This window comes from Aquabacterium sp. OR-4, assembly GCF_025290835.2.
Lineage (GTDB): Bacteria > Pseudomonadota > Gammaproteobacteria > Burkholderiales > Burkholderiaceae_C > Pseudaquabacterium.
Genome location: NZ_JAOCQD020000001.1, coordinates 1,308,620 through 1,327,753 on the forward strand (window position 1 = coordinate 1,308,620; position 19,134 = coordinate 1,327,753).

22 protein-coding genes are annotated in these 19,134 nt (G+C 71.2%); 8 read left to right on the forward strand and 14 right to left on the reverse strand.

The genetic code is table 11. The features are described from left to right. Window positions 1-8 precede the first annotated feature (8 nt). Window positions 9-929: a LysR family transcriptional regulator gene (locus tag N4G63_RS05565; RefSeq protein WP_443112039.1), complete on the reverse strand. Its 921-nt coding sequence runs from the start codon at window positions 927-929 to the stop codon at window positions 9-11. A gap of 99 nt (window positions 930-1,028) precedes the next feature. On the opposite strand from N4G63_RS05565, the gene N4G63_RS05570 reads away from it, so the two are divergent. Next, window positions 1,029-1,376 (forward strand): protocatechuate 4,5-dioxygenase subunit alpha, encoded by a 348-nt coding sequence (locus N4G63_RS05570; protein WP_260785694.1) that lies wholly within the window; start codon window positions 1,029-1,031, stop codon window positions 1,374-1,376. A gap of 40 nt (window positions 1,377-1,416) precedes the next feature. Then, the gene (locus tag N4G63_RS05575) at window positions 1,417-2,259 is read left to right on the forward strand and encodes a class III extradiol dioxygenase family protein (protein ID WP_260785693.1); all 843 of its coding nucleotides are present in this window, start codon (window positions 1,417-1,419) and stop codon (window positions 2,257-2,259) included. A 4-nt stretch (window positions 2,260-2,263) separates the two neighbouring features. On the opposite strand, the gene N4G63_RS05580 is transcribed toward N4G63_RS05575, so the two are convergent. The 11 genes from N4G63_RS05580 to mltG form a co-directional block, all read right to left on the reverse strand. After that, window positions 2,264-4,093, reverse strand: a complete 1,830-nt coding sequence (locus tag N4G63_RS05580; protein WP_314599437.1) for a feruloyl-CoA synthase — start codon at window positions 4,091-4,093, stop codon at window positions 2,264-2,266. Beyond that, window positions 4,090-5,643 carry a benzoate-CoA ligase family protein gene (locus N4G63_RS05585; RefSeq protein WP_260785692.1) on the reverse strand — a complete coding sequence of 518 codons (1,554 nt, stop codon included), beginning with the start codon at window positions 5,641-5,643 and terminating at the stop codon, window positions 4,090-4,092. Before N4G63_RS05585 ends, N4G63_RS05580 begins: the two co-directional genes overlap by 4 nt. A gap of 333 nt (window positions 5,644-5,976) precedes the next feature. Continuing rightward, window positions 5,977-6,219: a hypothetical protein gene (locus tag N4G63_RS05590; protein WP_260785691.1), complete on the reverse strand. Its 243-nt coding sequence runs from the start codon at window positions 6,217-6,219 to the stop codon at window positions 5,977-5,979. Between the two features lie 370 nt (window positions 6,220-6,589). After that, complete coding sequence (locus N4G63_RS05595; RefSeq protein WP_314599438.1) at window positions 6,590-7,204, reverse strand: hypothetical protein; 615 nt, start codon at window positions 7,202-7,204, stop codon at window positions 6,590-6,592. Further along, entirely contained in the window at window positions 7,204-7,425 is a 222-nt protein-coding gene (locus N4G63_RS05600) for a hypothetical protein (RefSeq protein ID WP_314599439.1), read from the reverse strand. The genes N4G63_RS05595 and N4G63_RS05600 overlap by 1 nt, the downstream gene beginning before the upstream one ends. Window positions 7,426-7,640: 215 nt before the next feature. Beyond that, complete coding sequence (locus N4G63_RS05605) at window positions 7,641-8,279, reverse strand: ankyrin repeat domain-containing protein (protein WP_260785689.1); 639 nt, start codon at window positions 8,277-8,279, stop codon at window positions 7,641-7,643. 28 nt (window positions 8,280-8,307) lie between these two features. Beyond that, the gene (locus N4G63_RS05610; RefSeq protein ID WP_314599440.1) at window positions 8,308-9,105 is read right to left on the reverse strand and encodes a TatD family hydrolase; all 798 of its coding nucleotides are present in this window, start codon (window positions 9,103-9,105) and stop codon (window positions 8,308-8,310) included. Between the two features lie 134 nt (window positions 9,106-9,239). Next, entirely contained in the window at window positions 9,240-9,629 is a 390-nt protein-coding gene (locus tag N4G63_RS05615; RefSeq protein ID WP_260785688.1) for a PilZ domain-containing protein, read from the reverse strand. Continuing rightward, window positions 9,626-10,759 carry a DNA polymerase III delta subunit-related protein gene (locus tag N4G63_RS05620; RefSeq protein WP_260785687.1) on the reverse strand — a complete coding sequence of 378 codons (1,134 nt, stop codon included), beginning with the start codon at window positions 10,757-10,759 and terminating at the stop codon, window positions 9,626-9,628. Before N4G63_RS05620 ends, N4G63_RS05615 begins: the two co-directional genes overlap by 4 nt. Then, a complete protein-coding gene (gene tmk / locus N4G63_RS05625; protein WP_260785686.1) occupies window positions 10,750-11,388 on the reverse strand; it encodes a dTMP kinase in 639 nt (212 codons plus the stop codon). Before tmk ends, N4G63_RS05620 begins: the two co-directional genes overlap by 10 nt. A 109-nt stretch (window positions 11,389-11,497) precedes the next feature. Further along, window positions 11,498-12,538 (reverse strand): endolytic transglycosylase MltG, encoded by a 1,041-nt coding sequence (mltG, locus tag N4G63_RS05630; protein ID WP_260785685.1) that lies wholly within the window; start codon window positions 12,536-12,538, stop codon window positions 11,498-11,500. An 88-nt stretch (window positions 12,539-12,626) separates the two neighbouring features. Between mltG and ygfZ the strand changes: the two genes are divergently transcribed. Both ygfZ and N4G63_RS05640 read left to right on the forward strand, forming a co-directional pair. Continuing rightward, window positions 12,627-13,574 (forward strand): CAF17-like 4Fe-4S cluster assembly/insertion protein YgfZ, encoded by a 948-nt coding sequence (gene ygfZ / locus N4G63_RS05635; RefSeq protein ID WP_260785684.1) that lies wholly within the window; start codon window positions 12,627-12,629, stop codon window positions 13,572-13,574. 63 nt (window positions 13,575-13,637) lie between these two features. Continuing rightward, complete coding sequence (locus tag N4G63_RS05640; RefSeq protein WP_260785683.1) at window positions 13,638-13,937, forward strand: DUF4936 family protein; 300 nt, start codon at window positions 13,638-13,640, stop codon at window positions 13,935-13,937. 40 nt (window positions 13,938-13,977) lie between these two features. Here N4G63_RS05640 and N4G63_RS05645 read toward each other — a convergent pair whose 3' ends face one another. Both N4G63_RS05645 and N4G63_RS05650 read right to left on the reverse strand, forming a co-directional pair. After that, a complete protein-coding gene (locus tag N4G63_RS05645) occupies window positions 13,978-14,838 on the reverse strand; it encodes a YbgC/FadM family acyl-CoA thioesterase (protein WP_260785682.1) in 861 nt (286 codons plus the stop codon). Next, window positions 14,835-15,773, reverse strand: a complete 939-nt coding sequence (locus N4G63_RS05650; protein ID WP_260786676.1) for an alpha/beta hydrolase — start codon at window positions 15,771-15,773, stop codon at window positions 14,835-14,837. The genes N4G63_RS05645 and N4G63_RS05650 overlap by 4 nt, the downstream gene beginning before the upstream one ends. Before the next feature lie 247 nt (window positions 15,774-16,020). On the opposite strand from N4G63_RS05650, the gene N4G63_RS05655 reads away from it, so the two are divergent. The 4 genes from N4G63_RS05655 (at window position 16,021) to N4G63_RS05670 (ending at window position 19,133) form a co-directional block, all read left to right on the forward strand. Beyond that, complete coding sequence (locus N4G63_RS05655; RefSeq protein ID WP_260785681.1) at window positions 16,021-16,350, forward strand: hypothetical protein; 330 nt, start codon at window positions 16,021-16,023, stop codon at window positions 16,348-16,350. 185 nt (window positions 16,351-16,535) lie between these two features. After that, on the forward strand, window positions 16,536-17,684 hold the full coding sequence (gene gbd, locus N4G63_RS05660) for a 4-hydroxybutyrate dehydrogenase (protein WP_260785680.1): 1,149 nt from the start codon (window positions 16,536-16,538) through the stop codon (window positions 17,682-17,684). Between the two features lie 193 nt (window positions 17,685-17,877). Further along, complete coding sequence (locus N4G63_RS05665) at window positions 17,878-18,228, forward strand: GntR family transcriptional regulator (RefSeq protein ID WP_314599441.1); 351 nt, start codon at window positions 17,878-17,880, stop codon at window positions 18,226-18,228. Between the two features lie 5 nt (window positions 18,229-18,233). Beyond that, window positions 18,234-19,133 carry an ABC transporter ATP-binding protein gene (locus tag N4G63_RS05670; protein WP_260785679.1) on the forward strand — a complete coding sequence of 300 codons (900 nt, stop codon included), beginning with the start codon at window positions 18,234-18,236 and terminating at the stop codon, window positions 19,131-19,133. Window position 19,134: the final 1 nt, after the last annotated feature.

Consider the following 19,134-nt stretch of genomic DNA (forward strand, 5'->3'; position numbering starts at 1 on the left):
CCACCACGTCAGCCGGCCTCGAACGCCACCGTCGCCGCCACCTCGTCGAGCGTGCCGCGCAGCCACTGGTGCAGTGCATCGGCCTGGTGCCGCACATGCCAGATGGCGTACATCGGCAGCGTGGGGCAGGGCAGGGGTGGCAGCACGCTGGCCAGGCCGCCCAGCAGGCCGAGGCCCAGGCGACTGGGCGCCGTGCACAGCAGGCGGCTGCCGCGCACAAAGGCCGGCAGGCCGGCAAAACCCGGCACCGTGGCCACCACCTGGCGCACCACGCCCTGCTCGGCCAGCCACTGGTCCAGGTCCAGCGCACGGCGCGGCTCGTAGACCACGGTCACATGCTCGGCGGCCAGGTAGTCGGCCAGGCTGGCCGGGGCCGGGCGCCGTGCCGCGTCGTAGAACACGGCGTAGCGGTCGTCGAACAGGCGGTTTTGCACCAGATCGGCGGCCTCGGGCGGGCGCGGGCTGAGCACCAGCTGGCAGCCGCCGTCGCGCAGCATCTCGGGCCGCGGCACGCCCGACGGCACCACCCGCAGCCGCAGGCCCGGTGCCTGTGCGCGCAGCCGCTGCAGCCAGGCGGGCAGCAGCAGATCACGCTGCAGGTCGTTGGCGGCCACGGTGATCTGGCCCTCGAAACGCGCGGCATCAAAACCGCCCACGGTGCTGAAGCCGCGCATCTGCTCCAGCAGCAGCCGCGCCTGCTGCACCAGGGCCTCGGCGCGGGCGGTGGGCACGATGCCGCGGCCCGAGCGCACGAACAGCGCATCGCCCACGATGGCGCGCAGCTTGTCCAGCGCATGGCTCACCGCCGATTGCGTGAGCCCCAGGCGCTGCGCCGCGCGGGTCACCGAACCTTCTTCGGCCACCGCCAGCAGCAAGCCCAGCAAATGGCCGTCGAGGTCCAAATGATCGAAATGGCTCATGGGTTCTATCGATCCGCAGGTCTTTTTCTGAATCATGCCTGAAGCCACACTGAGCACACGGGTTTGGCCAGCCGGCCCGGCCCGACGCAAAACACCCTGGAGACCGCCATGTCGCTCAACCAGCCGCCGATTCCCGGCACCGTGATCTTCGACGGCGAGATGGCCCGCAAGGGCTATGCGCTGAACAAGATGTGCTATTCGTTCAACGACGCGTCCAACCGCGCGGCCTTCGTGGCCGACGAGGACGGCTACTGCGAGCGCTACGGCCTCAACGCCGCGCAGCGCGAGGCCATCCGCGCCCGCAACGTGCTGCAGCTGATCGCCGCCGGCGGCAACGCCTACTACCTGGCCAAGTTTGCCGGCATCTTCGGCCTCGACATGCAGGACATTGGCGCCCAGCAGACCGGCCTGACCAAGGAGCAGTTCAAGGCCAAGCTCCTGGCGGCGCGGGGCTGATGCCCCAGCGCGCTTCAACCGACACCCAAGGAGCCCCTCCATGGCCAAGATCATCGGTGGCATCACCACCTCGCACGTGCCCGCCATCGGCGGCGCCATTGCCAAGAGCCTGCAGCAAGACCCGTACTGGAAGCCCTTCTTCGACGGCTTCGGCCCGGTGCGCCATTGGCTGGCCGAGACCCGGCCCGACACCGTGGTGCTGTTCTACAACGACCACGGCCTGAACTTCTTTCTCGACAAGATGCCCACCTTCGCCATCGGCGCGGCCAGCGAATACCGCAACGCCGACGAGGGCTGGGGCATTCCGCAGGTACCGCCATTCCAGGGCGATGCGGCGCTCAGCTGGCACCTGATGGAATCGCTGGTGGGCGAGGACTTCGATCCGGTCAGCTGCCAGGAGATGCAGGTCGACCATGCCTTCACGCTGCCGATGGCCCTGCTGTGGCCCGATCAGAAGTGGCCGGTGAAGGTGGTGCCGGTGTGCATCAACACCGTACAGGCGCCGCTGCCGAGCGCCAGGCGCTGCTGGGCGCTGGGCCAGGCGGTCGGCCGTGCCGTGGCCTCGTGGCCGGCGGATCAACGCGTGCTGGTGCTGGGCACCGGTGGTCTGAGCCACCAGCTCGATGGCGAGCGCGCCGGCCACATCAACAAGGCTTTCGACCTGCAGTTCATGGACAGCCTGGTGGGCGCCCAGCCCGACTGGGCCACGCAGTTCAGCACCCGCGAGATCGTGCAAGCCGCCGGCACCCAGGGCGTGGAACTGCTGATGTGGCTGGCCACCCGGGCCGCGCTCGGCCCGCAGGTGCGCGAGCTGCACCGCAATTACCACATCCCGATCTCGAACACCGCCGCCGGCCTGATGCTGCTGGAACCCCGCGCCTGAGCGCCTACAGCCGGATCGTGCGCGGGTCTGGCACGTTGCTGTACAGCGCGATCACCTCGGCGGCGCGGCGGGCCAGCACCGCGCGCTGGTTGATGTAGCCCTTGTCGGTGATCTCGCCGGCATCCACGCCGGGCGGCTCGTCGAGCACGCGAGCCCGGCTGGGCGCCTGCGACGATCCACCGTGCTCGGCACGCATCGCCACCAGGGCCGCGCGCACGCGCTCGGCCAGGGCCTCGGCCGACAGTGCCTTGGCCGCCGGCCCCGGAAACACCAGGATGCCGACCTCTTCGCGGTCGTGCCCGGTCACCACCACGTCGCTGGCCAGCGGGGTCAGGGCGCTGACGGCGCGCACCCGCAGCGTGCCCACCGACACCCAGGTGCCGCTCATCAGCTTGAAGTCTTCGGCCACGCGGCCGTCAAAGGCCACGCCCTGGTTCGGGTCGGCCTCGTCCACCAGGCGGCCGGCATCGCCGATCAGGTAGAAGCCGTCCTCGTCAAAGGCCTTGGCCGTGAGCTCGGGCGCGTTGCGGTAACCGGCAAACACGTTGGGCCCGCGCACCCGCATCTCCAGCTTGCCGGCATTGGGCACGCACTTGATCTCGGCGCCCGGCAGCGGGCCGCCGATGCAGCCGGCACGGTCGAGCCGCCAGTACACCGAGGTGATGGCCGGCGCGGTTTCGGTCGAACCCCAGGCCGAGGTGAACCACAGCGGCCGGCCCGCACCGCGTACCCGTTCGGCCACGCCTTCCAGCCGCTGCCACAGGCTCTGGGGCAGGGCGGCGCCGGCGTAGAACACGCCCTCCAGGTTCTCGAAGAAGTCGGCCGCAAAAGCCGCGTCCTGCTCAAGATAGGGCAGCAGCATGTCGAAGCCGCGCGGCACGTTGAAGTAGAAGTTGGGCTTGACCGCACGCAGGTTGGCCACGGTCTTGTCGATCAGGCCCGGTGCCGGCCGCCCATCGTCGATGCTGAGCGTGCCGCCGTGGGCCAGCACCATGTTGAAGTTGTGGTTGGCGCCGAAGGTGTGGCTCCAGGGCAGCCATTCCAGCAGGCTCAGGCGGTGGCGGTTCAGGAACGGCCACACCTGCGCAATCTGCTGCTGGTTGGCGGTGAGCATGCGGTGGGTGTTGATCACCGCCTTGGGCAGCCCGGTGGAGCCGCTGGTCAACAGGTACTTGGCATGGTCATCGGGGCGGACGCCGTGGTAGGTGGCCAGCACGGCCGGCGTCTCGCGGGTGGCCAGCAGATCGGCAAACGCCCAGGCGCCCGGCACCGTGTCAGCGCCCTTGCCAAACACCCGCAAGGCCGGGCCACCCCAGCCATCCAGTGCGGGCGCATACACCGCCGCATCGCTGGCGTACACCAGGGCCGGCTGCAAGGCATCCAGCATGCCGCGCAGCTTGCTGAAATCCTGGGTCAGCCGGCTGTAGGCGCTGGAGATGGTGCACACCGGCCGGCCCACGTGCATCGCGGCCAGCAACAGCAGCGCATGATCAACCGCGTTGTCCGACAGCACCACCACCGGCGCGCGCTCGGGCAGGCCCCAGTTCAGCAGGGTCTGGGCGATCCGGCCCACCAGGCGGCGCGTTTCGGCATAGCTCAGCCGCCGCCAGCCATCGCTGGCCGAGGCATCGCGTTCGGCCAGAAACACCGCCTCGGGCGTGGTCGCCGCCCAGTGCTCCAGCCAGGCACCGATGCAGCGCGAATAAGGCTGCAGCGGCTCGGGGTGGCGCAGCACGAAGCCGCCACCGGGCAGGTCTTGGCGCAGCACGCGCGGCGGCGCCAGCGCGGCAGCGTCGCCAAACAAGGCCATCGGCGCAGGGTGGGGCGTGTTCATCGGGCCTGCTCGCGCTCGCGCAGCTTGAAGCGCTGGATCTTGCCGGTGGCGGTCTTGGGCAACTCGTCCAGAAACTCGATCTGCCGCGGGTACTTGTGCGGCGCCAGCCGCTCCTTGACAAAGGCCTTCAGCAGCGCCTCGGTCTGGGCATCGGCCTGCTGGCCGCTGCGCAACACCACGAAGGCCTTGCTGCGGGTGAGGCCCTCGTCATCGGCCACGCCGATCACCGCGGCCTCCAGCACGGCCGGGTGCTGCACCAGCGTGGCCTCCACCTCGAAGGGGCTCACATACTGGCCGCTCACCTTGAGCATGTCGTCCGACCGGCCGGCGTAGGTGTAGTAGCCGTCGGCATCGCGCAGGTATTTGTCGCCGCTCTTGGTCCAGCGGCCCTGGAAGGTGTCGCGCGTCTTGTCGCGGTTGCCCCAGTACATCAGCGCAGCGCTGGGCCCGGCAATGTACAAGTCGCCCACCTCGCCATCGGCCACCGGCTGGCCATCCTCGCCGCGCAACTGCACCTCGTAGCCCGGCACCGGCCTGCCGGTGCTGCCGTAGCGCACATCACCGGGCCGGTTGGACAAGAAGATGTGCAGCATCTCGGTGGAGCCGATGCCGTCGATGATCTCGGCGCCGTACTGCGCGGTGAAACGCTCGCCGATGTCGCGCGGCAACGCCTCGCCAGCCGATGAGCACAAACGCAGCGCCACCTGGCTGCGCGCCGGCAGATGGGGCGACGCCAGCATGCCGGCGTAACCGGTGGGCGCGCCGAAAAACACCGTGGGGCGGTGCGCCATCCAGCGCTTGAACACCGCGTCGGGCGTGGGTCGCTCGGCCATCAGCACCACGCTGGCGCCCACAAACAATGGAAAGCTCAGGCCATTGCCCAGGCCATAGGCAAAAAACAGCTTGGCCGCCGAGAAGCAGACATCGGCCTCGCCCAGGCCCAGCACCGGGCGGGCGTACAGCTCGGCCGTCCACCACGGATTGGCATGGGTGTGCACCGCGCCCTTGGGCCGGCCGGTGGAACCCGACGAGTAGAGCCAGAAGCCAATGTCGTCGCCCGAGGTCGCCGCGGGTTCGGCCAGCGGCGTGGCGGCTGCCAGCACCTCGGCCAGGGCCTGGCAGCCGTCGGGCAACACCGTGTCGGGCTGGGACACCCACACGCCCTTCAGTTCGTGACCGCCCTTGGCCATGGCGGTGGCCAGGGCAGGGCGCAGGGCGTCGCTCACCAGCGCCCACTGCGCTCGGCTGTGGCGCAGCATGTAGGCGTAATCGTCGGCCGGCAGCAGCGTATTGACCGCCACCGGCACGATGCCGGCATACAGCGCGCCCAGAAAGCACACCGGCCAGTCCAGGTTGTCGTGCATCAGCAGCAGCACGCGCTCTTCGCGCCGCACGCCGGCCGCCAGCAAGGCCGCGGCGCAACGCCGCACCTGCTCGGCCAGTTCACCGTAGCGCAGGCAGCCGTGGTCGTCGATGAAGGCCGGCTTGTCGGCCCGCCCGGTGTTGATCGCCAGCAGATGGGCGGCGAAATTGAAGGCCTGCCCAGGCATCGGGCCGGCCTGGTGTGGCGCTGGCTGATCAGGCTGGCTACAAGAGGCCGAATGGGGCGCGGACATGGACAGTCTCCAGACACTGGCCCCCAAAGCCCGACGCTTTGACGGCATGCACTATTGTGCGTATCTGAAAACGATATCCAGTGAACGCCACCCGGTCAAGCACAATACTGCATGTCGCGGGAATACCCTGGGCGATGCCGATCGACGGATCGCGCCACGGCTCAGGCTGAAAACCTGCGCTCTGAAAACACCAACAGCCTGCGGCGCGAGGCCAGCAGGCTGTTGAACAAGGCTTGGAAACTGCAGGCCCGCGCGCGGGCCTGGCACTCAGCGCTTGGTGGCGGCGCTGGCTTCGTCGGCTTCCTTGCAGCTGGGCGAGCAGACGAACTGCGCCTTGCCCAGCAAACGGCGAGACTTCAACTGGCTGCGCGGACGGTGCTTGCCGCACAGAAAACACGACATCGTGGCCGCGCCGAACGCGCCAGCCGCCGTGAACGGAGAACCGGGTGCCTTGCTGCGGTAACGCAGTCCGTCGGAATCAATGGTGGTCTTGGTATCGGCTTTGGCCATGGTCAACAGCGTTGTCGGGCAACTAGGGATATGACATTGGCAGCACGGTGTCCGGTACTTGACCAGACAACCCTCCAGTGCATGCACAACTGTGCCCGGGTGATCTATTATGCCACGCCTCCATCATTTAACATAATCATCATCGTCACGCTTTTTGAGCCAACAAAAGCGCACGCCAGGCACGACACACGGCGGCCCGATTCGTGCCCGATTCGTGCCCGATTCGTGCCTGACTCGTCCTTGTTCCTACATGACTCAAGCTTGCTGCCTGGCTCCGGCCTGACTCCCGCCAGAAACCCCGCCGTGTTGCCCCGATTGAACGGCGCAAGCGCTGAGCGACCGCAACCGCCTTGCTGGGTCAATTCATCAGTCAATAGCTCAACACCGGCGCGCTGGAGGCACGCATCGGCCGGCGGGCGGGCTTGGGCTTGGGTTCAGGGGTGGGTTCAGTGGTCGGCGACCGAACGGCCACCGGCGGCAGCGCTGCCAACTGGCCATCGCGTACATCGCCTTCGCCCACCGGTGACACCGGCATCGGCCGCGGCGTCGCAGCGCTGCTGGCTGGCTTGGCAGACCCGTCAACGGCATCCGCAGCGGCCGAGGCTGCCGGCACCGGCGCCTTGGCCATCATTTTGGGCGGCAGTGCCGCCATGCCGGGCATGCGCTGGCACAGCACCAGCAATTGGGCTTCCTGCGTGGCCGGAGCCAAACGCAGCTGGGCTTCATGCGCCCAGCGCGACCACCGCGACGGACCGGGCGCGTCGTGCCCCGATTCAAGGCGCTGGGCTTCGCGCAGCACCTCGGCGCCTTGCGGACACAGGCGCTGCGCCTCGCTGCGAAGCTGGGCCAGGTTCTGGCCATTCAACTGGTAGGCCGGCTGCTCGACCTGACCGGTGGCCAGCGGTCGCACCTGGATGCCGCCGCAGCCGCACAGCAGGCTCGCGGCCAGCGGGCCTGCCCACCAGGCGCTGCGAACCACGGGCATCACTCGAAGTCGGCGTCCGACGCGTCGTCGTCGATGGCGCGGTCGTGGGCCGCGACATCGTTCTGGCCAGCGGCAGAGCCTGCCAGCAGCGGTCGGTCGAGCGGGCGGCACACCCGGCGTTGCAGGCGTTCCAGACGCTCGGAATGCTCGATCTGGGCCAACACGGCCTGCGGGTCCAGCATCAGTGCAAACGGGTTGGCGGCGCGGCGTGAGGGTTGCATGGCGGAGGTGTCCTGCAGCGGGTTGCGATGGACGCACTCTAGGGCTGCCCCCTTCGCGGCTGTAGTCGGCCGCCCGACAAGCCGTGTGTCGGTATTTGCCTGACAAACGCGTCGGCGCAGCGCCCTGCCCGCTGCTGCTTGGATCGGCCGGACCGCGCCGGGCGCCAGGCCGATACAGGCGAAACAGGAAGCCGGCGCGCGCCGCTACCGCACGCTCACCGTGCAGGTTGGCTCAGCGACAGCGCCAGCTTCTCGCGTCCGGCCTGGCGGGCGAAATCGGCCGCCACCAGGTTCTGCTCGTTGCGCAGCGCCGGATCGGCGCCGCGGGCCAGCAGCAGGGCCACCGCGGCCTCGGTGCCGTTGCGCGCCGCCATCATCAGCGGTGTGCTGCCGTTGGGCGAGCGGGCATCCGGCCGCGCGCCGCGGTCGAGCAGCAGCTTCACCAGTGTCGCCTCCGGGCCGCTGGCGGCGTAGTGCAGCGGCGTCCAGCCATCGCGCTCGAGCGTGGCGCCGCGGTCCAGCAGCTGCCGCGCGGCATCGAGCCGGCCCTTAAGTGCGGCGATCATCAGCGGGGTTTCGCCAGCCACATTGGCCAGGTCGATCTGGGTTTGCGGATGCGCCATCAACAGCGCCAGCACCTGGCCCGAGCCATCGCGCAGTGCGGCGTACAGCGCCGTCTGGCCCTGCGGGTCGCGTGAGTTGGGATCGAAGCCGCGCTGCAGCAAGGCCGCCACACCGCTGGCGTTGTCGGTCTGAAGCGCGCGAAAGAAGTCGTCGTAGGCGCCGGCATGGGCGCCCAGGCTGGCCAACGCCAGGCTCAACGCGGCCATCAGGCGCATGCTGGTACGGAACATGGCAACGATCTCCTGCGGCGGTCTGCGGTCAGGCCAGGGCGGGCAAAGCGAACAGGCGCTCGGCGTTGCGGCTGGTGGCCTCGGCCACCGCCTGCAGGCTCAGGCCCTTGGCCTTGGCCAGTTCGGCGGCCACATGCGGCACATAGGCCGGCGAGTTGGTCTTGCCGCGGTAGGGCACCGGTGCCAGGTAGGGGCTGTCGGTCTCGATCAGGCAGCGGTCGAGCGGCACGAAGGCGGCCACCTCACGCAGGTCTTGCGCATTGCGGAAGGTGATGATGCCGGAAAACGAGATGTAGAAGCCCAGATCGAGCGCGGCACGCGCCACCGCCGCGGTCTCGGTGAAGCAATGGAACACGCCGCCCGGCCCGCCGTGCACCGTGCCACCCTGCTCTTCCCGCAGCACGGCCAGCGTGTCGTCGGAGGCGCTGCGGGTGTGGATGACCAGCGGCTTGGCCAGTTGCCGCGCCACGCGGATGTGGACGCGGAAGCGCTCGCGCTGCCAGGCCATGTCGGCCACGCTGCGGCCATTGAGCCGGTAGTAGTCGAGCCCGGTCTCGCCGATGGCCAGCACCTTGTCGCGCCGCGCCAGCGCGCCGAGCGTGGTTTCGTCGGGCTCGGTCACGCCTTCGTTGTCGGGGTGCACCCCGGCTGTGGCCCAGAAGTTGTCGTGCGCCATGGCCAGACCGTGCACGGTGTCGAACTCTTCCAGCGTGGTGCAGATCAGCAGCGCGCGGTCCACCTGCGCGGCGGCCATGTCGGCGCGGATGGCGTCGATGCGTTCGCGCAGTTCGGGAAAGCTCAGGTGGCAGTGCGAGTCGACAAACATGGACAGCAGCAGGTCAGAGGGGGCGGATGTTGCCGCGCCGCAGGCGCGGGCGAAAGCCCAAAAAGGCGGGCGCGGCACGCCTTGGCCGCGGCGGCTGAGCGCCCATCAGGCCCCGGCTGACCGCCCTTGCCCGGCTAGACGGTTTGCGTGGGCTTGGCCGACGAGATCTGGGTGCCCAGGATCTCCTCGATGCGCAGGCGCAGCAGCCGGGCCTTGTCGTCGTTGGGAAAACGCACGCCCACGCCCTGGGTGCGGCCGCCCGAGGCATTGGCCGGGGTGATCCAGGCCACCTTCCCGGCCACCGGGTAGCGCTGCGGGTCTTCGGGCAGCGACAGGAGCAGGTAGATGTCTTCGCCCAGCTTGTAGTCGCGCGTGGTGGGCACGAACAGGCCGCCATCGGCCAGCATCGGGATGTAGGCGGCGTACAGCGCGCCCTTTTCGCGAAACACCAGCTGGATCACGGCGGGCCGCGGCGTGGCCACGGTGGTGGCGAGGGATCCGGGGCGGGAGGCGGGCTCGTTCATCGCGCCGAGTGTAGCGAAGCGCGTCCGCCGCCGTGGGCGCCGGGAGCCGGGCGTTCGCCGCGCTGTGCGCCACGCGGCGCCACCGGCCATGCGGCCGCCGCCTGGCCGACCAGCGATTCGATCAGCAGCCCGGCGTTCCACGGGTGTTCGTCGTGGCGGGCGGCGCGCAGCAGGGCCTGCTGCCAGGCCACCAGCGCAGCCAGATCACCGCCCACCGGCAGGCTTGCGGCGGCGAAGTGGCGCGGCGCGCCGCCCACGGCCAGGGCCATCGCGTCGTGCGCCAGCTTCAGCAGCAGTTCAACCACGCGCGGGATCGGCCGGCCCTGCAGCGGCGCTGGATCGCCCGCCGCCACGCGGCGCGGCAGCTCGGCCAGCACCTCGGGCGTGAGGCCTTCGGCGGCCAGCGCCAGCGCTTCCAGCGGGCTGCCGCCGGCCAGCGCCAGCAGCGGGCCGGGCTCGGCCAGGCCCTGGGCGCGCAGCCAGGCGGCGGCCTGCTCGGCCGGCGGCAAAGCTAGCGGCACGCGCTGGCAGCGGCTGCGCACCGTGGGCAGCAGGCGTTCGGGATCGGCGCTGCCGAGCACGATGCGCAGCTGGCCCGGCGGCTCTTCCAGGGTCTTCAGCAGGGCGTTGGCGGTGGGGCCGTTCATCGCGTCGGCCGGATGGATCAGCAGCACCTTGGCGCGGCCGCGGCCGCTGGTGCGCTGGGCCCAGTCGATGGCCTCGCGCAACTGGGTGATGCGGATCTCGCGGCTGGGCTTGGCCTCGCCCTTGGGTTTTTCGTCGTCGTCGGCCCAGCCGATCTGCAGGCGCAACGCCTCGGGCAGCACCACCAGCAGATCGGGGTGGCTGCGCGAGCGCACCAGGTGGCAGCTCTCGCAATGGCCACAGGCGGCGCCCTGCCCTGCGCCCAGGCCCTGCCCTGCGGCGGGTGCGGCCGGCCGCTCGCACAGCCAGGCCTGGGCCAGCAGCAGGCAGAACTCGAGCTGGCCCACGCCGGCCGGGCCATGCGCCAGCAGGGCATGGGCCTGGGTCAAGGCGCGGGCGCGCGCCAGGCCCTCGCCCAGCCAGGGCAGCGGCAACTGGCCTTGCGGGCCCACACCGATCAGCAGCCCCGACGATGTCACGCCCATGTCTGCCCCTCGAGCGCCTGCTGCACCTGCTGCCACACGGCCTCGATGGCCTGGTGGCCATCGATGCGCACAAAGCGCTGCGGTGCGGCCGCCGCGCGCTGGGCGTAGCCGCTGCGCACCCGGCCGAAGAAGTCGAGGTCTTCGCGCTCCAGGCGGTCGGCCTCGCGGGCGGCGGCACGGCGTTGCGCGGCCACCTCGGCCGGCACGTCGAACCACAGCGTCAGATCGGGCGCGATGAAGCCTTCGGCGAGCTCGGGCGAGCGCTGCACCCATTGCTCAAGCTGGGCCAGCACGCCCAGGTCAAAGCCGCGGCCGGCGCCCTGGTAGGCGAAGGTGGCATCGGTGAAGCGGTCGCACAGCACGAACTCGCCGCGCCGCAGCGCCGGTGCGATCACCTGGGCCAGGTGGTCGCGGCGGCCGGCAAACACCAGCAGCGCCTCGGTCAGCGCGTCCATCGGCTGCTCGAGAAACAGGCTGCGCAGCGCCTCGGCGAGTGGCGTGCCGCCGGGCTCGCGGGTGAGCCGCACGCGGTGGCCGCGCGCGCGCAGCCACTCGGCCAGCGCGGCGATGTGCGAGGACTTGCCGGCGCCATCGATGCCCTCGAAGCTGATGAAGCGGCCGCGGTTCATGCCCGTGCCTCGGTCACGGTGTACGGCGCCCGATCCGCCAGGGGCTTGCGGGCCGGCTCGGGAGCGGCCCGGTGCTGGGCGCGCTGCGCGATGGACAAGGCTCTGAAACTCATGGTCGGGGCGCGGTGGGCGACGGCGGCAGGCCGCGCTGGTATTGGTTGACGGCGCGATTGTGCGCGCCGAGATCCTCGCTGAAGATGCTGGAGCCATCGCCGCGCGCCACGAAGTACAGCGCACGCGTGGCCTCGGGCTGCACCGCCGCGCGCAGCGAGGCCAGGCCCGGCATGGCGATGGGCGTGGGCGGCAGACCGCGGCGCGTGTAGGTGTTCCAGGGCGTGTCGGCCTGCAGATCGCGCTTGCGCAGGTTGCCGTCGAAGGCCTCGCCAAGGCCGTAGATCACGCTGGGGTCGGTCTGCAGCGGCATGCCGATCTTCAGGCGGTTGACAAACACGCCGGCAATGCGCCCGCGGTCGGCTGCCTGGCCGGTCTCTTTCTCGACGATCGAGGCCAGCACCAGCGCCTGGCCCGGCGTGCTGATCGGCAGGCCCTCGGCGCGCCGGGCCCAGGCGGCGTCGAGCTGGCGCTGCATGGCCAGTGCGGCGCGGCGCAGCACGGTGAGATCGCTGACGCCGCGGCTGTACAGGTAGGTGTCAGGAAAGAAGCGGCCTTCGGCACTGGCCACGCTGCCCAGGCCCGGCAGCGCGGGCAGTTGCAGCGCGGCCAGCAGCTCGGCGTCGCTCATCGCGGCGGTGGTGGGCTTCAGGTGCGGGGCCTTGGCCAGCGCGGCGCGAAACTGCCGCAGGCTCCAGCCCTCGATCAGGCGCACGCGCTCGTAGCTTTCGTCGCCCTGCACCATCTTGCCCAGCAGGCCGCGTGGCGTGATGCCGGGCTCGACCTCGTAGCTGCCGGCGCGGATGCGGCGGGCCTGGCCGCTGGCGCGAAACCACTGGTACAGCGCCCAGTCGGGCGTCTGCACACCGGCGCGCACCCAGGCGGCGGCCACCTCGCGCGGGCTCATGCCGGGTTCGATGGACAGCTCCACCGCCGGTGCGGCCAGCGGCAGCGGCCGCTCGAGCCACCAGGCCACGCCGCCCGCCACGCCGCCCACGGCCAGCAGCAGCAGCACCAGAACAACACGCCAGAGCTTCATGCCGCGCAGGCCAGAACAGGATCACCAAGCACGAAAGAAGCGGCCGAGCAGCCGACTGCGGTATGGGGCGCTGATGATAATCGGCCGCATGAGCACCGCTGCCCCCACCCTGCCCGCCGTGTCCCCCACCGCCGATGGCGCCCTGCGCCTGGCCGATTGGGGCCTGATCCGCGCCGAAGGCGCCGATGCGGCGACCTTTCTGCACAGCCAGCTGACCCAGGACGTCAAGAGCCTGCAACCGGGCCAGGCCCGCCTGGCCGGTTACTGTTCGGCCAAGGGCCGGTTGCTGGCCAGCTTTGTGGTGTGGTGCGAAAGCGCCGAGACCCTGTGGCTGGCCTGCAGCGCCGACCTGCTGGCGCCCACCCTCAAGCGCCTGAACATGTTTGTGCTGCGCGCCAAGTGCAAGCTCAGCGATGCCAGTGCCGAGCGCGTGCTGTGGGGCACGGCCGGCGCCTCGGCGGCCGGCTTGCTGGGCCAGGCCGGCGTGTGGACCAGCGTGAGCTCGCCCGAAGGCACCCTGGTGCGCCTGCCCGATGGCGCGGGCCTGCCGCGTGCGCTGTGGTGCCGCGCGGCCGATGCGGCTGCGCCGGCCCTGCCTGCGCTGGATGCCGGCAGCTGGGCCTGGCTGGAGGTGCACAGCGGCGTGGCCCGCGTGGTGGCCGCCACCGTCGAGCAGTTCGTGCCGCAGATGGTGAACCTGGAGCTGGTGGGCGGCGTGAACTTCCAGAAGGGCTGCTACCCCGGCCAGGAGGTGGTGGCGCGCAGCCAGTACCGCGGCACGCTCAAGCGGCGCGCGGTGCTGTTCGACAGCGCCGCGGCGCTGAACGTGGGCCAGGAGATCTTTCACGATGCCGATCCCGGCCAGCCGGCGGGCCTGGTGGCCCTGGCCGCACCGCGGCCCGATGGCGGCAGCAGCGCGCTGGTGGAGGTGAAGCTGGCCGCGCTGGACAGCGGCACGCTGCATGCCGGCGCGGCCGACGGCCCGGTGCTGGCACGCGGTGCCCTGCCCTACGCCCTGCCACAGGAAGCCGCCTGAGCGCCGGCGCTGGCGCCGCATCCGGCGGCGCCCCGGCCGCGGTCAGCGCCTGATCGCCCCGGCATGGCCGATCAAGCCAACACCGCAGGCGAGCGGCTCTATGTCTACTACCGCGTGCCCGAGCCGGCGCTGGCCGGCGTGCTGGGCCGGGTTCGGGCGATGCAGGCGCAACTGCTGAGGGCCCATGCCGGGCTCAGCGCCGAGCTGCTGCGCCGCCCCGAGCTGCGCGACGGCGAGCTGACGCTGATGGAAGCCTATGCCGGCCTGCCCGGCCCGGGCTTTGAGCAGGCGCTGGCCGACGCCGCCAGCGCCGCCGGCCTGCCGCAGCCGCGCCACAGCGAGCGGTTCACGCCGCTGGCCTGATGGCGGCACGCCGGCGCGCACCGCGCCGGCCGCCGGCGCATCAGAGCTGGCGCACCATCTCGATGTGCGGGATGCCGGCTTCCTCGAACTCGGGCCCGCGCGGCGCAAAGCCGGCGCGGGCATAAAAGCCGGCGGCCGAGGTCTGGGCATGCAGGATCACCTCGCGGTCGCCGCGGCTGCGGGCGGCCTGCATCAGCGCGTCCAGCACCGAGCGCCCGATGCGTGTGCCGCGCATCGGTGCCAGCACCGCCATGCGGCCGATCTTGGCCACGCCGGGCACATGCTCGAGCAGGCGGCCGGTGGCCAGCGGCCGGCCCAGGCGGTTGCAGGCCACGGCATGCACGGCCACCGCGTCGGCGCTGTCCCATTCCATCTCGGCCGGGATCTTCTGCTCCTGCACGAACACCGTGCTGCGGATCGCGCCAGCCTCGGCCCCCAAGGCCTGCCAGCTGCCCACGCGCACATCGACCATCGGCTTGCCGGCCTCGAAGCCTTCGAGCAGATCGCGCAGCTGCTGCGGCACCGGCCGGCTGCTCATCGTGGCCGGATCGGCAAACACGTAGACCAGCTCGCCGCTGACCAGCAGCTGGTCGCCACGAAACACCGCGCAGCCCAGCACCATCGACGAATTGCCGATGCGCTGGGTGCGCACGCCCACGTCGATGAGGTCGTCGTAGCGCGCCGAGCCTTCGTACTCGAGCGTGGACTTGCGCACGTACAGGTCACCGTCCAGGTAGTGCATGGTCTCCTGGTAGGGCAGCGCCATGGCGCGCCAGTAGCCGGCCACGGCGGTGTCGAAGTACATCAGGTAGTGGCCGTTGAAGACGATGCCCTGCAGGTCGATCTCGGCCCAGCGCACGCGCAGGCGCTCGAAGTGGCGGTAGTCGGCTCGTGTGGTCATGGCAGGGTCTCCAGGTGCCAGGCGGCCCGCAGCGCCTGCGCGGCCAGTTGTTGCGCGGCGCCGGCCTCGTGCAGTGCCCGGCCCATCTTGATGAAGTCGTGCACCACGCCGCGCACGATCTCGAGCCCGACCGCCACGCCGGCGCTGCGCAGGCGGTCAGCATAGGCGATGCCTTCGTCGACCAGCGGGTCGCACTCGGCCAGCAGCACCCAGGCCGGCGCCACGCCGTCCAGATCAGGCGCCTCCAGTGGCGCAAAGCGCCAGTCGTGGCGGTGGTGGTAGGGGATGTAGTGGTCGAAGAACCAGGCGATGTTGGCCGCGTCGAGCAGGAAGCCATTGGCAAACAGGTGGTGCGAGCCGGTGTCGGCATGCGCCGTGGTGCCCGGCGTGATCAGCAGCTGCAGCGCCAGCGGCAGGCCGATGTCGCGCGCATGGATGGCGCCCACCGCCGCCAGCGTGCCGCCGGCCGAATCGCCGCCGATGGCGATGCGCTCGCTGTCCAGCCCGAGGCGGCGCGCCTCGGCGCTGGCCAGCCAGCGCAGCGCGGCCCAGGTGTCGTCCACCGCGGCAGGAAACGGATGCTCGGGGGCCAGCCGGTAGTCCAGCGCCAGCACGGCGCCCCCGCTGCGCTGCGCCAGTTGCCGGCACAGGTTGTCATGGGTGTCGAGCCCGCCGATGCAGAAGCCGCCGCCGTGCAGGTACAGCAGCACCGGCAGGTGGCCGGCCTGGGCCGGCGGCACCGGCCCGTACAGGCGCGCCGGCAGCGGCGTGCCATCGGCGGCAGGCAGGTGCAGGTCTTGCACCCAGGGCAGAACGGGCCGCGGCGGCTCGAGCACCTCGGCCGCCTTGGCGTAGGCGGCGCGGGCCTGGGCCGGCGTCATGGCGTGAAAAGGTGTGCGCTGGGCACGCTGGATGCGTTCCAGCAGGCCGGCCATGGCCGGCGTCAGCAGTCGGGTGGTCACCAGGGTGAGGCGCGCGAGGATGGGGCCAAGGAGCATACCGCCGCGCGGTGGGGGCTGGCGCCGGCCGCCTGAAGCGGCGGCTTGTGGCGGCCCCATTCAGTGGCCGGTGGCCCCACCTTCGATTGCCGCGTCAACGGAGGATTTCACACTTTGGTGCACGATCATGGGTCTATTTCTTGCATGCCGCGGCGCCACCTTGCCAACCACGCGCCACACGCCGATGACCCTGACGATCCTGCGCCCCGACATCGACACCCGGCCCCTGCTCGAAAGCGAGCGCCTCGGCCTGGCCGCACACCTGCATGTGGCGCTGCGCCGCAAGCTGGGCCGCGTGACCGATGTCGAGTGGCTGACGCGCGACGCGGCCTACGCCCGCGAGATCCTGGCGCTGGCACGCGACTGCGGCCATGCCGACGTGCAGGAGTGCGGGCGCAAGCTCGAGCTGGCCCTGGCGCCGCTGCTGCGCCGGCCGGTGGCCGAAATGCCGCCGCGCCCGCCGGCCAGCCCGCGCGAGCTGCTGGAGCAGCGCTATGTGGGGCGTCTGCGCTGAGCCGCGCTGAGCTGCCATGAGCTGCCATGAGCCGGGCTCGGCTGAGCCCGGCCGCACGGCATGGCGCCGGGCGGCACGCCGGCCATGCCTGGCGCGGCGGCGGCCGGCGTCGCGCGCTTGACGGCGGCCGCGGCGCCCGCTGGGCATACTGGGCTGATCCCCTTGACGCCTGATGGAGTGCGCCCGTGGCCCGCATCCTGTACCTGACCCAGATCGAGATCGACCACGGCGCGGTGCGCCTGCTGCCCGAGGAATGCCAGCGCATCGGCATGGCCAAGCCGCTGGTGGTCAGCGATGCCGGCGTGCGCGCCGCCGGCGTGCTCGACCTGGCGCTGGCCGCATTGGGCGGGCTGCCGCACGCGGTGTTCGACCAGACCCCCAGCAACCCCACCGAGGCGGCCGTGCGCGCCGCGGTGGCGGTGTTCAAGGCCCAGGGCTGCGACAGCCTGATCGCCGTGGGCGGCGGCTCCAGCATCGATCTCGCCAAGGGCGTGGCCATCCTGGCCACCCATCCGGGCGAGCTGAAGACCTACGCCACCATCGAGGGCGGCAGCCCGAAGATCAGCGAAGCCGTGGCGCCGCTGATCGCCGTGCCCACCACCGCCGGCACCGGCAGCGAGGTGGCGCGTGGCGCCATCGTGATCGTCGACGATGGCCGCAAGCTGGGCTTCCACAGCTGGCACCTGATGCCCAAGGCGGCCATCCTCGACCCCGAGCTGACCCTGGGCCTGCCGGCGGGCCTGACCGCCGCCACCGGCATGGACGCCATCGCCCACTGCCTGGAAACCTTCATGGCGCCGGCCGTCAACCCGCCGGCCGACGGCATTGCGCTGGATGGATTGACGCGCGGCTGGGCGCACATCGAGCGTGCCACCCGCGACGGCCAGGACCGCGAGGCGCGCTGGCAGATGATGAGCGCCAGCATGCAGGGCGCGATGGCCTTCCAGAAGGGCCTGGGCTGCGTGCACAGCTTGAGCCACAGCCTGGGCGGCGTGAACCCGCGCCTGCATCACGGCACCCTGAACGCGATGTTTCTGCCCGCGGTGGTGATGTTCAATGCCGCGGCCCCGAGCATGCAGCGCGATCAGCGCCTGGCGCGCATCGCCCACGCCATCGGCCTGCCCGGCTGCGATGCTGCCGGCACCGAGGTGGCCGAGGCCATCCGCGCCCTCAACGCCCGCCTGGGCCTGCCCGCCGGCCTGCGGGCGATGGGCGTCGACGAAACATTGTTCGAGCGCGTGATCGACGGCGCCATGGCCGACCATTGCCACAAGACCAACCCGCGCCTGGCCACGCGCGACGACTACCGGGCGATGCTGGCCGCCTCGATGTAAGCCGCTGCGCCCGGGCGATGCAGGCCGCCGCGCCCGGGAGATGCAAGCCGCCGCGCCCGGCGGTGTGGCCGCCGGCCCGCGCGCCGACGGCCTGTCGCGCAGCGCTGCAGCCTGTCGCAAGACCCTCGCCCCGGTCGGGGCCTGTCGTTATGGTGTGCTACCTCAGCAACACACCCGACGGGAGCCCGGCACCATGCAGCCCACCTGGGACCACCGCGCGCCGATCTACCAGCAGCTGGCCGAGCGCCTGGCCGCGCGCCTGCTCGACGGCGAGATCGCCGAAGGCCAAGCCATGCCCTCGGTGCGCGCACTGTCGGGCCAGTACCTGCTGAACCCGCTGACCGTGAGCCGCGCGCTGGCCGCGCTGGGCGAGGCCGGCCTGCTGGAAAGCCGCCGCGGCCTGGGCCTGTACGTGCGCCCCGGCGCCCGCCAGAACCTGCGCCACAGCGAGCGCCAGCGCTTTCTTCACACCGAATGGCCGCCGCTGCGCGAGCGGCTGCGCCGGCTCGACATCGCGCCCGCCGATCTGACCTGGGAGGACTGAGCACCATGACCCCGTTGATCCGCACCCGCGGCCTCACGCTCGACTACGGGCGCCTGCCCGGCCAGCGCAAGCGCGCGCTCGACCATCTGAGCTTCGACATCCCGCCCGGCCGCGTGGTGGGCCTGCTGGGCCACAACGGCGCCGGCAAGACCACGCTGATGAAGGCCCTGGTGGGCCTGGCCGATTGCCAGGGCGAGCTGTCGGTGCTGGGCCGCGACCCGCGCCGCGAGCGCGTGGCCCTGCTCGAGCAGATGAGCTACATCCCCGATGTGGCCATCCTGCCGCGCTGGGCTCGCGTGCATGAGCTGGTGTCGCTGATGGCCGGCCTGCATCCGCGCTTTTCGGCCGAGCGGGCGCGGGCCCTGATCAAGCGCACCAGCGTGGGCCTGGACGACAAGGTCAAGGCCTTGTCGCGCGGCATGGTGGTGCAGGTGCACCTGGCACTGATTGCCGCCATCGACGCGCGGCTGATGATCCTGGACGAGCCCACGCTGGGCCTCGACGTGCTGTCGCGCAAGGCCTTCTACGAAATGCTGCTCGACGAGTGGTGCGACGGCGAGCGCAGCGTGCTGATCAGCACCCACCAGGTCGAGGAGATCGAGAGCCTGCTGTCCGACGTGCTGATGCTCAACGAGGGCCAGCTGGTGCTGTCCATCAGCCTGGAAGACATCGACCGCCGCTTCGTGGCGCTGGGCCATGACGCCGCCGCCGCCGAGGCCATGGCCGCCGCGCACCCGCTGCTGCGCTACCGCGCACCGGGCGCGGCCGGTGGCCAGGCGGCGCTGTTCGACGGCGCGCCGCCGCCCGAGGTGCAGGCCCTCGGCCAGCGCCTGCGGCCCAGCCTGGTGGACCTGTTCGTGGCGCTGACCCGCCAGCCCGAGATCAACCGCAGCAGCGGCCTGTGAG

What these genes read in the sequence shown, in the direction of transcription:
- N4G63_RS05570 (WP_260785694.1), top strand. Translation starts at nt 1,029, where the DNA reads ATGTCGCTCAACCAGCCGCCGATTCCCGGCACCGTGATCTTCGACGGC.
- N4G63_RS05575 (WP_260785693.1), top strand. Translation starts at nt 1,417, where the DNA reads ATGGCCAAGATCATCGGTGGCATCACCACCTCGCACGTGCCCGCCATC.
- N4G63_RS05580 (WP_314599437.1), bottom strand. Translation starts at nt 4,093, where the DNA reads ATGAACACGCCCCACCCTGCGCCGATGGCCTTGTTTGGCGACGCTGCC.
- N4G63_RS05585 (WP_260785692.1), bottom strand. Translation starts at nt 5,643, where the DNA reads ATGCCTGGGCAGGCCTTCAATTTCGCCGCCCATCTGCTGGCGATCAAC.
- N4G63_RS05590 (WP_260785691.1), bottom strand. Translation starts at nt 6,219, where the DNA reads ATGGCCAAAGCCGATACCAAGACCACCATTGATTCCGACGGACTGCGT.
- N4G63_RS05595 (WP_314599438.1), bottom strand. Translation starts at nt 7,204, where the DNA reads ATGCCCGTGGTTCGCAGCGCCTGGTGGGCAGGCCCGCTGGCCGCGAGC.
- N4G63_RS05600 (WP_314599439.1), bottom strand. Translation starts at nt 7,425, where the DNA reads ATGCAACCCTCACGCCGCGCCGCCAACCCGTTTGCACTGATGCTGGAC.
- N4G63_RS05605 (WP_260785689.1), bottom strand. Translation starts at nt 8,279, where the DNA reads ATGTTCCGTACCAGCATGCGCCTGATGGCCGCGTTGAGCCTGGCGTTG.
- N4G63_RS05610 (WP_314599440.1), bottom strand. Translation starts at nt 9,105, where the DNA reads ATGTTTGTCGACTCGCACTGCCACCTGAGCTTTCCCGAACTGCGCGAA.
- N4G63_RS05615 (WP_260785688.1), bottom strand. Translation starts at nt 9,629, where the DNA reads ATGAACGAGCCCGCCTCCCGCCCCGGATCCCTCGCCACCACCGTGGCC.
- N4G63_RS05620 (WP_260785687.1), bottom strand. Translation starts at nt 10,759, where the DNA reads ATGGGCGTGACATCGTCGGGGCTGCTGATCGGTGTGGGCCCGCAAGGC.
- tmk (WP_260785686.1), bottom strand. Translation starts at nt 11,388, where the DNA reads ATGAACCGCGGCCGCTTCATCAGCTTCGAGGGCATCGATGGCGCCGGC.
- mltG (WP_260785685.1), bottom strand. Translation starts at nt 12,538, where the DNA reads ATGAAGCTCTGGCGTGTTGTTCTGGTGCTGCTGCTGCTGGCCGTGGGC.
- ygfZ (WP_260785684.1), top strand. Translation starts at nt 12,627, where the DNA reads ATGAGCACCGCTGCCCCCACCCTGCCCGCCGTGTCCCCCACCGCCGAT.
- N4G63_RS05640 (WP_260785683.1), top strand. Translation starts at nt 13,638, where the DNA reads ATGGCCGATCAAGCCAACACCGCAGGCGAGCGGCTCTATGTCTACTAC.
- N4G63_RS05645 (WP_260785682.1), bottom strand. Translation starts at nt 14,838, where the DNA reads ATGACCACACGAGCCGACTACCGCCACTTCGAGCGCCTGCGCGTGCGC.
- N4G63_RS05650 (WP_260786676.1), bottom strand. Translation starts at nt 15,773, where the DNA reads ATGGCCGGCCTGCTGGAACGCATCCAGCGTGCCCAGCGCACACCTTTT.
- N4G63_RS05655 (WP_260785681.1), top strand. Translation starts at nt 16,021, where the DNA reads ATGACCCTGACGATCCTGCGCCCCGACATCGACACCCGGCCCCTGCTC.
- N4G63_RS05665 (WP_314599441.1), top strand. Translation starts at nt 17,878, where the DNA reads ATGCAGCCCACCTGGGACCACCGCGCGCCGATCTACCAGCAGCTGGCC.
- N4G63_RS05670 (WP_260785679.1), top strand. Translation starts at nt 18,234, where the DNA reads ATGACCCCGTTGATCCGCACCCGCGGCCTCACGCTCGACTACGGGCGC.